Source organism: Paenibacillus sp. GYB004 (assembly GCF_036577605.1).
Lineage (GTDB): Bacteria > Bacillota > Bacilli > Paenibacillales > NBRC-103111 > Paenibacillus_AB > Paenibacillus_AB oceani.
This window is the reverse complement of record NZ_JARBDB010000033.1, coordinates 66550-79636: the sequence shown is the minus strand read 5'-3', so window position 1 is coordinate 79636 and position 13087 is coordinate 66550. Positions and strand designations below refer to the sequence as shown.

The window sequence follows — 13087 nt, the reverse complement described above, 5'->3', positions numbered from 1 at the left end:
GTTTGTACCTCTTTTTTTCGCAAAAGTGGTGCTGGATGGAGAAATAAGAGCGGTATGAAGTTCCTAATATTCGCGAAAAGGGTGCAGACCCTACCAGTCGGTTGAAATAAGGGATGCAAACCGCCTTTATCCGCTCCTGACTTTCGAATATGCCGAAAATTGAGGGTGCAAACGAGACTGTCGATTCATTAGGAACACTGAAAGTGAAAAGATTGCCTTCTGGCGAGCTTTGTCTGGAATCTCAAACCTTACATTCCATTAAAATAAGGATTCCGGACAACCTGTCTGAGCAGAAGAAGGCAACTTTTCACTTGGAACGGCCAGCGCAAACAACTCTTACTGTCTTCTACAGCCGCACGTTGAACCCACCCTCCGTTCACAAGAAAGCTGCCGTTTATGCAGCGGTATTCAACCTCTGAATACAGGCTGGGCTCCTACGTCTTAGCAGCTTTTTCTGGACAAATCGGTCAGCAGCTAACGAATCAGGCCGAGCTTTTCCTTGTCCGCTTTGGTCAAGGACCGCGCTACGAGAGCGTAGGAGTCGTCGATCATCCCGCGCAGCTCCTCGTCCGGTACCGTCCCGTCGATGACGACGGTATTCCAGTGCTGCTTGTTCAGATGGTAGCCCGGCTTCACGGCGGCATACTGCTGGCGAAGCAAATAAGCAAGTTCCGGATCGCACTTCAGCGAGATGGACGGTTGGCCGCTCTCGCCGACGGACAGGAGGGCGAACATCTTCGGTCCCACCTTCATCACGAGAGGCTCCGGACCGAACGGGTAATCTTCCCGGGCGCCGGGTTGGGTGAGACAGTATGCGGCTAATCCGGATATATTCATGACTTTTGGCACACTCCTTATGTAAGAGAAGCGAATATAGAATCGAGCTGGAAGCGTTACGGATTATGGATAAGTGCAGGATCGTATCGGTGTTTGTGAACGGCAGGAGCGTTCGGATCGGACAGCGTGTCGTCTGTTTCTCAGATCGGGATCGTCTTCTCGAAAGCCGCCTGCAGCTTCCTCGTCACCGGCCCCGGCTGGCCGCCGCCAACGGAGACGCCGTCTATCGTTACGATCGGGAACAGCTCCATCGTCGTTCCGGTCAGGAACACTTCATCCGCCTGACGCAGCGCTTCCAGGGAGAAGGCGGTTTCGTGCGCCGGAATTCCGTTCTCTTCCGCAAGCCGCAGCACGACAGCACGGGTAATCCCATGCAAAATGAGATGATCGGCCGGATGGGTCCAAACCTCGCCGTCCTTGACGATCATCAGGTTGGACGCACTGCACTCGGTTACGATGCCGTCCCGGTGGAGGATGACGTCGTCGGCTCCCGCCTCTGCCGCCTCCTGCTTGGCCAGCACGCTGCCGAGCAGGTTGAGCGTCTTCAGATCGCAGCGAAGCCAGCGCATATCGGGCAGGGTGATGGCGGAGATCCCGCTTTGCATTTTGCCGACCGGGCGCTCCAGCTCGTTGCAGTAGGCCAGAAGAACCGGCTTCGTCTCAGCCGGCGGAAACGCATGCGATCTCGGGGCGACGCCTCGGGTGATCTGGACGTACAAAATGCCATTGCAGACGCCGGAACGTTCCAGCAGCTCGGTCAGCCGGGCATCGATCGTTTCGATGGGGGCCGGAAGACGCATTTTAACTTCGCGGGCGGTTCGGATAAGCCGTTCGTAGTGAGCCGGTTTCTCGTACAGCTGCCCGTTGTATACGCGGAATACTTCATAGATGCCGTCGCCAAAATAATAGCCTCTGTCCATGTAAGAGACGGAAGCTTCGGATTCGGGGAGGAAACGGTCGTCGATCAGGATCAAGGCAGGCCACCTCTCTTTTTGCGGATCTCGTCCGGGAGCCGATCGTCAAAGCCCGGGAAGCATATTCAAGCTATCTGTATATCATACTAAATTCGATGAAATTATAGAAGCGAGAGACGACGGAAAATGCCGTTTTAAGATGCAGATGAAAACGTTTTCCGCAAGATCCGGTGGTCGGAATTTCCAGGAAATTTTATTGCCGGAATAACAAAAAAAATCGGAATTTGTCGACAAATCGAAAGGGTGTCCGATCTGAAAAAAGGAGCTTGACGGAGAAAACCGGAGCTATCGCGATGCTAGTCCGATTAATCTCCGTTAATTCGTCGATTCGTTAATAGATGCACTAGATCTAGTATTGTATAATGAAATTATCACCCATATATTGTGTGGGACATGCAATTGGGGAACGGTTTTACATAGCATGATGAAGAACGGTTTCCGCGCATTTTCGCGCTGATTTCATTTATTCGGGAGGGTTACCATTGGAGACGGTTCAATTGAAACGGCTTGAAGGACTCAGCGAAAAAATATTTCTCGACCGGTACGCAATGAAGGACGCCGACACGGAAAACACGCTTGTCGGGGATCTCGTACTCGTCTTGACGAAGGACGATCCGAAGTTTCCGAGCAAGGAAGTCGGGGAAGTTATTGAACGAAACGGCAGACAAGTCAAGATTCGGCTTCGCAGCGGCGAACTGTTCGAGTCCAGCATAGATAAATTGACCTTGACGAAGGAGAAAACGCCTGAACAGCTGTGGGATCGTCTGGCGGCGGCGATGGCTTCGGTGGAGACGACTACCGAGAAGCAGAAGGAATGGAAGGACAAGTTCCGCTACATCCTCGACGACTGGAGACTCGTTCCGGGCGGACGGATCGCGGCAGGGGCAGGAGCGAGCGATGAGCTGACGCTGTTTAACTGCTATGTCATTCCTTCGCCTCATGACAGCCGGGGTGGCATCATGGCTACGCTGTCGGAGATGACCGAGATTATGTCGCGCGGAGGCGGTGTGGGCATCAATCTGTCCAGCTTGCGCCCCCGCCGTTCGGTGGTACGCGGCGTGAGCGGATCGTCCAGCGGTGCTGTCTCCTGGGGCGGCCTGTTCAGCTATACGACCGGACTGATCGAGCAGGGTGGCAGCCGGCGCGGCGCGCTGATGCTGATGATTAACGACTGGCATCCGGATCTGCTTGACTTCATCACTGTCAAGTCGACGATGGGCCAGATTACGAATGCGAACTTGTCCGTTTGCGTCAGCAACGGGTTCATGAAAGCGGTCAAGGAAGATTTGGATTGGGAGCTCGTCTTCCCGGACACGACCGATCCGGAGTACAACGAAATCTGGGACGGCAATCTCGACAAGTGGAAGTCGCTCGGTAAAAAAGTAAAGCCGTTCCGCACCGTTAAAGCGCGCGAAGTGTGGCATACGATTATCGAATCGGCATGGCGCTCCGCGGAACCGGGCGTCGTGTTCATGGAATATTACAACCAGATGTCGAACAGCTGGTATTTCAACCCGATTATTTGTACGAATCCTTGCTTTCACCCGGAAACTCGCATCTCGACCGAATATGGACTGATCACGATCGAGCAGTTGTATCAAAAGGTCGGCAGCCAGTCGTTCTTGACGGCAACGGACGATCGCCTCATAAGCCAGGCGGCTGTTGTTAACGGGCGTTCTTATGAAGTACCCGGTGTTACGATGAGGAGATCGACGGTATTCCCGACCGGGGTCAGGCAGACGCTGGTCGTTAGCTTGCGAAACGGCATGGAGTTGAAAGTGACGCCGGAGCATCGCATCTATACGGACAAAGGCTGGAAGGAAGCCAGACACGTAACGGCTGACGACAAGGTGTACATTCAGTCGGGAGCGGGCGCTTTTGCCGCCGAGGATCAGTTGGGCGAAGCGTGGGGAACGTTTCTGGGCTGGCTGACCGGAGACGGCTGGTTGTCTTCGCGGGGCGACATCGGCATGGTATTCGGTCGCGACGATCGCGAGGCAATCCCGGCATTGCTCGCCGCAGGGCGGTCGGTGTCCGGCAACGACGCGAAAGTGTTCGAGCGAAGCAACGGCACCTCGCAAATTTTCTGGTGGAAAAAAGAATTGCGCGAACGGTTGGAGGAATTGGGCGTCAAGCGGGTCAAGTCCCACGAGAAAGAAGTTCCGTCAGCGCTGTTCACCGCATCTCGTTCGACCGTAGTCGCCTTCCTGCAAGCTTTGTTCAGTGCGGACGGAACCGTTTATGACAAGGACGAGATGCATCGGAGCGTCAGACTGACGTCGGCTTCCCGCAAGCTGTTGCAGGACGTGCAGCTTCTTTTGCTCAATCTCGGCATACATGGCCATATTTATGCCCGTCCGAAGGCGAATCAGCGTGCGTTCGCCTACACGACCATCCATGGGGAAGAGCGGGAATATGCCGGCCGCATGTTCTATGAACTGATCCTGAGCGGCAACAACATCGTCGCCTTCAAGGAGCAGGTCGGCTTTGGTCTGATTGGACGCAAACAACAGGCGCTGGAGCGCATCTCGCGGGTATCGAGAAAATCGGAGAAGTTTGTGTCCCAGGTAGAAAGCGTGGAGCCAGGCGAGACGGTAACGGTGTACGATATTACCGAGCCGGTCACGCATTCGCTTATAGCAAACGGGGTAGTCGTCCACAACTGCGGCGAACAGGGCCTTCCCGCATGGGGCGTCTGCAACTTGTCGGCAGTTAATCTGTCCAAGTTCTACGACGAGAAGAAGCAGGATGTCGCTTGGGACGATCTGGGCAAAACGGTTCGCTATTCGGTCCGTTTCCTGGACAACGTCATCGACCGGACGCCGTATCATTTCGAGGAAAACGAAAAGAACCAGAAAAGCGAGCGCCGCGTAGGCCTTGGCACGATGGGGCTGGCCGAGCTGATGATCAAGCTGAAGATCCGTTACGGAAGCCCGGAATCGCTCGTGTTCCTGGATAAGCTGTACGGATTTATGGCGAAGGAAGCGTATCTGTCTTCTTCGGAAATCGCCGGGGAGAAAGGCTCGTTCACCGCATTTGACGGAGAGAAGTTCCTTCAGAGCGGCTTCATGAAGCAGATGACGAAGACGTTCCCGGAAGTGGGCAAAGCGATCCGGAGCCAAGGGATGCGCAACGTTACGGTCATTACGCAAGCTCCGACGGGTAGCACCGGAACGATGGTCGGCACATCTACGGGCATCGAGCCGTACTTCGCCTTTGAATATTACCGCCAGAGCCGTCTCGGCTACGACAAGCAATATGTGCCGATCGCTCAGGAGTACAAGGACCAGCATCCGGACGAGGAGCTGCCGGATTACTTCGTTACGGCGATGAGCTTGTCTGCCGAAGACCACATCCGCGCACAAGCGGCCATCCAGACTTGGGTCGACAGCTCGATCTCGAAGACGGCGAACTGCCCGTCCGACTTTACTGTGGAAGAGACGAAGAAGCTGTACGAGCTCGCGTTCGATCTCGGCTGCAAAGGCGTAACGATTTATCGTGACGGCAGCCGCGACGTTCAAGTCCTCTCGACCGAGAATAAGGACGACAAGAAGGAAGAAGCGAAGGCCGAATCCGTCCAGGAGGCAGCTGAACAGCCGTCCGGTTCTTCGGAAGCGAGCGACACGGGGGCGCTGACCCAGCTGTCGTCGACACTGACGACCGGGATCAGTCCGGAGACTCAGCAAGTTTTCGATAAGCAGTACAAAAAACGTCCGCAAATTCTTCGCGGTGCGACTTATAAATTTAACACGCCGTTCGGAATGGCATACATTACGATCAACGATATGAACGGCACGCCGAGCGAAATCTTCATGAACGTCGGCAAAGCGGGATCGGACGTATTTGCGATGTCCGAGGCACTCGGCCGGGTCTGCTCCTTGTTCCTCCGTTACGGCGACCACGGCAACAAGGTGGAGCTGCTTGTCAAGCATCTCAAAGGAATCGGCGGCTCCGGCGCCATCGGCTTCGGCCCGAACCGCGTCGAGTCGATCGCCGACGCCGTCGCCAAGGCGCTCGAGATGCACAGCGGCGACGATTCCGAGCCGTATATTACGGCGACGCAGGAAGTCACCGCCACCGTCGAATCGGTGAAGCCGTATACGCCGTCCGCCAGCACGTCGACCGACCTGTGCCCGTCCTGCGGCTCCGCTTCGCTGGTGAACAGCGAAGGATGCAAAAACTGCGCTAACTGCGGATATAGCAAGTGTTCTTGATTGGTGGGAGGAAGCACGGGGGTATCCCAACTGTGAAATTCCAGAATCATTTAGAATTGTTTCATAATTCGTTAGTGTTGACCGTCACGCAAATTGAGACTGACGTCAAAATGATTGAGACAAAAACTGTGATAAAAACCGTATAAAATCTAGGGGCGTTTCAGAAATATTGAGACAGCCCCTTTTTTGTTGCATTTTCGTCACATATCTTTTTCAATATTATTGAGATAAATTATTTCAAAAAGAATGAAACAGTCAAAAAGATTGAGACAAAGGTTTAAGTGATGTAATGCCTACATTGAAGTATATTTCGAGTCAACCCCACTCGCAGTGGGGCTTTTTTCCTATGGGGAAAGAAGGGGATTGGAAGCAGCCGAGCGAATAAGTAAGGATAATTTGTGTGCAAGATTTGTGGATTATCAGCGTAGTGAAGCAGTGATGTAGGGGGACATATATTTCCTGACAAACAAGTGTCGCTTGAATCCTGTATAATAAAGAGATCCCATTTATATCTCACATGATATCAACTTTCGATTAGGTTCGTGTTTACATAGGAGGACTTGTTAATGGATCACAAATTGCATAACCAGGTAGTTAATTTTATATGGAGCATTGCGGACGACTGTTTGCGTGACGTATATGTTCGAGGTAAATACAGAGACGTAATCTTGCCAATGACTGTCATTCGTCGACTTGATGCGGTTCTTGAGCCGACAAAAGAAGCTGTACTTCAAATGAAAGCTAACTTGGATAGTGCCGGTGTAATAAATCAAACACCAGCACTTTGTAATGTCGCGGGGCAAGCCTTTTGCAACTCATCTCCATTTATGCTTAAAGACCTCAAATCAAGGGCAAAACAGCAACAGCTTAAAGCAGACTTTATTGCATACTTAGATGGTTTCTCCCCGAATGTACAGGAAATACTTGAAAAATTTAAGTTTAGAAATCAAATTGACACAATGATAGAAGCAGATATTTTGGGATCGATAATAGAGAAGTTTGTAAGCCCGACTATTAATCTAAGCTCTGAGCCTGTAATTGATGACAACGGTGAAATTAAACTTCCTGCACTTGATAATCATTCAATGGGAGTGATTTTTGAGGAGCTAATCCGGAAATTCAACGAAGAAAACAATGAGGAAGCAGGGGAACACTTTACTCCCCGCGATGTTGTCGAACTTATGGCAGATATCGCTTTTTTGCCAGTAGCAGATAAAATAAAAGACAGTTCATATCTTGTTTATGACGGAGCTTGTGGTACCGGCGGCATGCTTACAATAGCAGAAGAAAGGCTGCAACAATTGGCGGAAGAGCATAACAAGGAGATCTCCATAAATTTGTTTGGGCAAGAGATTAACCCCGAAACGTATGCCATCACCAAAGCAGACATGCTGCTTAAAGGCGAAGGCTTGCAAGCTGAGAATGTTGCTTACGGGTCAACACTTTCCAACGATGGATTCCCAACGAATAGCTTCGACTTTATGTTATCAAATCCGCCTTATGGGAAGAGTTGGAAAACCGATTTAGAACGCTTAGGTGGCAAGGGAGATATAACAGATACTCGTTTTGTAGTAACGCATAATGGTGAAGTTGATTTTAAAATGATCCCCCGCTCGAGTGATGGACAATTGCTGTTTTTGGCAAATAAAATTAGCAAGATGAAACATAATACAGAGCTTGGCAGCCGGATTGTGGAGGTACACAACGGCTCTTCCTTATTCACTGGTGATGCAGGTCAAGGCGAGAGCAATCTCCGCAGATATGTCATTGAAAATGATTGGCTTGAAGCCATTATTGCACTTCCTGAAAATATGTTCTACAACACCGGTATTGCAACTTATATTTGGGTAGTAACAAATAGAAAAGCACCACACCGTTGTGGGAAGGTTCAACTCATTGATGCAACAAGCTTAAAGAGCCCTTTGAGAAAAAACTTAGGCAATAAAAACTGCGAATTTACACCTGAAATAAGAGCACAAATTACCAATATGCTTATTGAATTTGCTCAAACTGAGCAATCGAAGATATTTGATAATAAAGAATTTGGGTATTGGAAAATTACGGTTGAAAGGCCGCTACGGTTAAGTGTGGATTTAGCAAGGGAAAAGTTAGCTGATTTTAATTCGATTTGTGTAGCCCAAAAAGAAACGGAGATTATGACTGTAATTTCTGAGTTAGCCGAGAAACTTCAATACACAAAAATAAATGACTATAATTTGTTTGTTTCGGAGTTAAGTAAGGTTGCTGATGGAATAAATGTAAAGTTATCCGCTAAACGTTTGAATCTTATTCGAACTAGTCTTGCTCAGACAGATGAGACCGCTGAAAAGGTCATTAAGAAAATACACAAAGTTGGAAAAACAGAAGCAAATGCACTGTATGGTTTATTTAATGATGTCAAAGATGGTAAACCATGCATTGTGGAGTATGAACCAGACGCGAATTTGCGTGATACTGAACAGATTCCGTTATTGTATGTAGGAGGCGTAGGGCAGTTTTTCAAGGATGAAGTCTTATCTTTTGCTCCCGATGCCTGGGTTGATGAAAGCAAAACACAAATAGGTTATGAAATCAACTTTACAAAATATTTTTATAAACCATTACAACTACGATCGCTTGATGAAATTAAAGCAGAGATTTACGAACTTGAGATTGAAACTGAAGGATTATTAGAGGAAGTTATTGGGAGGAGTAAATGATGCTAGATGACCTTTTCCCATATTCAGAGTATAAAGATTCTGGTTTGCCGTATTATGGACAAATCCCAACTCACTGGAAAGTCCTTAGGAATGGTCAAATCTTCTCACAACGTAATCAAACTGGATTTCCTGATTTGCCAATATTGGAAGTATCATTAAAAACGGGAGTTCAGGTGAGAGATTTTGAAAATTCGAAGCGAAAACAAATTATGAACGATCGAGAAAAATATAAACGTGCGGCCAAAGGAGATATAGCATACAACATGATGAGGATGTGGCAGGGAGCTGTCGGAGTTGCTCCTGTCAATGGCTTAATAAGTCCAGCATATGTTGTGGCGAGTCCTTTTCCGGGAGTGGATAGTCGATATTATTCGTACCTTTTCCGAACTCAAAATTACATGAACGAAGTAAATAAGTATTCACGTGGTATTGTTTCGGACCGCAACAGGCTTTACTGGGATCAATTTAAACAAATGCCGTCATTATTCCCACCGAGTATTGAGCAGAAGAAAATCGCTGATTTCCTTGATAATCATGGTAGAAAGGTTTCCCGACTTATTCGGATTAAGAAACGACAGGTTCGGTTATTTAGCGAATTAAAACAAGCAATCATAAAAAAAGCGGTAACACGAGGGATAAATTCTGAAATTCAGCTAAAGTCTTCTGGTATTGATTGGATTGGGGATATTCCAGAACATTGGACGATAAAACGGGTAAAAACAGAATTCATATGTTTAAATTACAAAAGGATTCCCCTGAGCTCTGCTGAACGGGGACTAATGAAAGTAAGAGAATTTGATTATTACGGTGCATCAGGTGTAATTGATAAAGTGGATGAATACATCTTCGATGATGAGTTGATATTGTTGGCGGAAGATGGGGCAAACCTTGTAATGCGAAATCTTAAATTGGCAATTATCGCTAAGGGGAAATTTTGGGTCAATAATCATGCTCACATTTTAAAACCGATAAATGGTAATATAGATTTTCTGGCTCATTTATTAGAATCAATAGACTATAGACCATGGATATCCGGTGCAGCACAACCAAAATTAACAAAAGATAGATTGATGGGTATTAGTATTGCTGTCCCTAGTAAAGACGAACAAGATGCAATTGCCAGTTTTATTGAAAACGAGACAAGAAATCTGGACATTGCAATACAAACAACACTACAAGAAATTGAGTTAATTACGGAATACCGGACTAGACTCATATCTGATGTCGTTACTGGTCAGATTGATGCTCGAAACTTTGAAATCGATTACCTTATTGCGGAAGATACGGGTAATGATGAAGTTGAGGAAAATGACATCGATATCGATAATGATGAAGTTCCAGATTTGGAGGAGTGTGAGGTGTAAATGCCAACCAACACCAAAGAGAGCGGACTAGAAGCCCTTATTGTAAATTATCTTGTTAGTAACAATGGATACGAGCAAGGCGAAAATAACGATTATAACAAAGAATATGCCATTGATGAAACACGATTATTTAAGTTTTTGAAGGATACTCAACCCGAGAAACTTGAGACACTGGGTGTATTCAACAGTGAAATCAATAAGACGAAGTTTCTGAACCGCATGCAGGGTGAGATTGCAAAAAACGGCATCATTGATGTGCTAAGAAGTGGCATCAAGGTTTATCCAGTTACATTGGATTTATACTATCTCACTCCATCCGAACAAAATAACAAAGCGAAACAACTTTATGAAAAAAATATATTCAGTGTCACGCGGCAGCTTATGTATGCAAGAGATAATACAAAGCTTGCCCTTGATTTTGCCATTTTTATAAATGGGCTTCCCATTATTACATGTGAGCTTAAAAACCGATTAACTAAGCAAAATGTTGAAGATGCAGTTTATCAATATAAAACAGATCGTGACCCTCGAGAGCTCTTGTTTAATTTCGGCCGATGCATGGTGCATTTTGCCGTTGATGACAATGAAATCAAAATGTGCACGAAGCTTGATGGTAAAAAGTCGTGGTTTTTACCTTTTAACAAGGGCTTCAATGACGGTGCCGGTAACCCGCCTAATCCCGACGGAATAAAAACGGACTATCTGTGGAAACAAATTTTGAAAAAAGATGAGCTTTCAAACATCATTGAAAACTACGCACAAATCGTTGAGGAGAAAGACGAAGAGACAAAGAAGATTAAACGAACTCAAATCTTCCCACGGTACCATCAACTTTCGGGTGTTAAGGCCATTTTAGCGGACGTGAGCTCTAAAGGTGTTGGGCAAAAATATCTCATTCAGCATAGTGCCGGCAGCGGCAAGTCAAACTCTATTGCTTGGCTTGCTCATCAGCTCGTTTCAGTTACAAATAATGGAAAAAACATATTTGATTCGGTCATTGTTGTTACGGATCGAATCAATCTGGATAAACAAATAAAAAATACGATCAAGAGCTTTATGCAAGTTGCAAATACAGTTGGACATGCTGAAAGCTCTGGCGATCTTAAAAAGCTACTTCAAGACGGTAAAAAGATTATTATTACAATCGTGCATAAGTTTCCTCATATCCTTGAAGACATCGGAAATGAACATCGAAAGAATAACTTTGCTATTATCATTGACGAAGCCCATTCCAGTCAAAGTGGCAATATGTCTGCCAAAATGAATATGGCATTGTCCGATAATTATGAGGACGGCGAAGATGAAACAACAGAGGATAAGATTCTCAAAATATTAGAGGGGCGTAAAATGCTCTCTAATGCAAGTTATTTTGCTTTTACAGCAACTCCAAAGAATAAAACGCTTGAAATGTTCGGTGTCCCCTATCCAGCGGAGGGGAAAACCAAGCACAGACCGTTTCATATCTACACCATGAAGCAGGCGATTCAAGAAGGATTTATTATTGACGTGCTTAAAAACTATACCCCCATCAAAAGTTACTATAAAATTGCGAAAATAATCGAAGATGATCCATTATTTGATAAGAAAAAAGCACAAAAAAAGCTGCGTAAATATGTCGAGTCGAATGAAACTGCCATCGGGTTAAAAGCTGAGATCATGGTGGATCATTTTCACGATCAAGTCATAGCAAAAGGTAAAATTGGCGGTCAAGCTCGTGCAATGGTTATTACGAGCAGCATTGAGCGGGCTATTCAGTATTTCTATGCTATTTCAGATTATTTAGTAAAACGTAAAAGTCAGTATAAGGCTGTTCTGGCGTTCTCCGGTGAGCATGAATATGGAGGCAAGAAGCTTACGGAAAGTAGCGTTAATGGCTTTCCAAGTAATGAAATCGAAAAGAAATTAAAGAAAGATCCGTTTAGAATCTTAGTTGTTGCGAATAAGTTTCAAACCGGTTATGATGAGCCGCTACTTCACACGATGTATGTTGATAAAATGTTATCGGATATTAAAGCGGTTCAGACATTATCAAGGCTAAACAGAGCTCATCCGCAAAAGCATGATACTTTCGTCCTGGACTTTGCTAATGAAACTGAGACAATAAAAGAAGCTTTCTCCAAATACTACACAACTACGATTTTGTCAGATGTAACGGATCCAGATAAGCTCAACGATTTGGAAAGTGATATTAGGAGCTACCATGTATTTACGGATTACCATATTGACACTATTGTTGAGCTTTATTTGAATGGAGCCGACCGGGATAAGCTTGACCCGATACTGGATGTATGTGCAAAAATTTATGAAGATGACCTTGATGAGACAGAACAAGTCGATTTTAAAAGCAAGGCTAAGGCTTTTACAAGAACTTATGGCTTCCTAGCTTCTATCCTGCCATATGGAAATGCAGAATGGGAAAAGCTATCTATATTTCTATCTTTCTTGATCACAAAGTTGCCTGCACCAAAAGAGGAAGACCTGTCCAAAGGTATACTTGAAGCGATTGATTTAGACAGCTATCGAGCTGAAGCACAGGCCACAATGTCGATCATTATGGAGGACTCACCGGCATACGAAATAAATCCTGTACCCACTTCCGCTATTGGTGTAAAGCCGGAACCAGAGCTTGATTTGCTTAGCAATATTTTATCAAACTTCCATGACCTTTTCGGAAATATTCCTTGGAAGGATGAAGATCAGGTTAAGAAGCACATAGCGGGCATCCCAGAAATGGTAGCCAAGGATAAAGATTATCAAAATGCCATGAAAAATTCTGACAAACAAAATGCCAAGATCGAGAGCGAGAAGGCGTTAAACAAAGCGATCATTAACTTGATGACCGACAATATGGAGATCTTCAAGCAGTTTAACGATAATCAATCGTTCAAGAAGTGGCTTTCAGACATGGTGTTTACTGTTACTTATAATAATAAGGGAGAAGTATTTAAAGGTGACACGGCAGTATAAAGCTTAACCCAACTCTAATGTAACGACAAACC

General features: G+C 46.2%; 6 protein-coding genes. 4 read left to right on the top strand and 2 right to left on the bottom strand.

All coding sequences use genetic code 11. The annotated features are described in order from the left end of the window. Positions 1 to 474 precede the first annotated feature (474 nt). Entirely contained in the window at positions 475 to 837 is a 363-nt protein-coding gene (locus tag PV433_RS14395; protein ID WP_332072783.1) for an MmcQ/YjbR family DNA-binding protein, read from the bottom strand. Between the two features lie 140 nt (positions 838 to 977). Continuing rightward, complete coding sequence (dat, locus tag PV433_RS14390) at positions 978 to 1811, bottom strand: D-amino-acid transaminase (RefSeq protein ID WP_332072782.1); 834 nt, start codon at positions 1809 to 1811, stop codon at positions 978 to 980. A 548-nt stretch (positions 1812 to 2359) separates the two neighbouring features. On the opposite strand from dat, the gene PV433_RS14385 reads away from it, so the two are divergent. The 4 genes from PV433_RS14385 (at position 2360) to PV433_RS14370 (ending at position 13055) form a co-directional block, all read left to right on the top strand. After that, the gene (locus PV433_RS14385; protein ID WP_442951524.1) at positions 2360 to 6025 is read left to right on the top strand and encodes an LAGLIDADG family homing endonuclease; all 3666 of its coding nucleotides are present in this window, start codon (positions 2360 to 2362) and stop codon (positions 6023 to 6025) included. Between the two features lie 566 nt (positions 6026 to 6591). Continuing rightward, entirely contained in the window at positions 6592 to 8724 is a 2133-nt protein-coding gene (locus tag PV433_RS14380) for a type I restriction-modification system subunit M (RefSeq protein WP_332072780.1), read from the top strand. Further along, positions 8721 to 10088: a restriction endonuclease subunit S gene (locus PV433_RS14375; protein ID WP_332072779.1), complete on the top strand. Its 1368-nt coding sequence runs from the start codon at positions 8721 to 8723 to the stop codon at positions 10086 to 10088. Before PV433_RS14380 ends, PV433_RS14375 begins: the two co-directional genes overlap by 4 nt. Continuing rightward, on the top strand, positions 10089 to 13055 hold the full coding sequence (locus PV433_RS14370; RefSeq protein WP_332072778.1) for a type I restriction endonuclease subunit R: 2967 nt from the start codon (positions 10089 to 10091) through the stop codon (positions 13053 to 13055). The last annotated feature ends 32 nt before the right edge of the window (positions 13056 to 13087 follow it).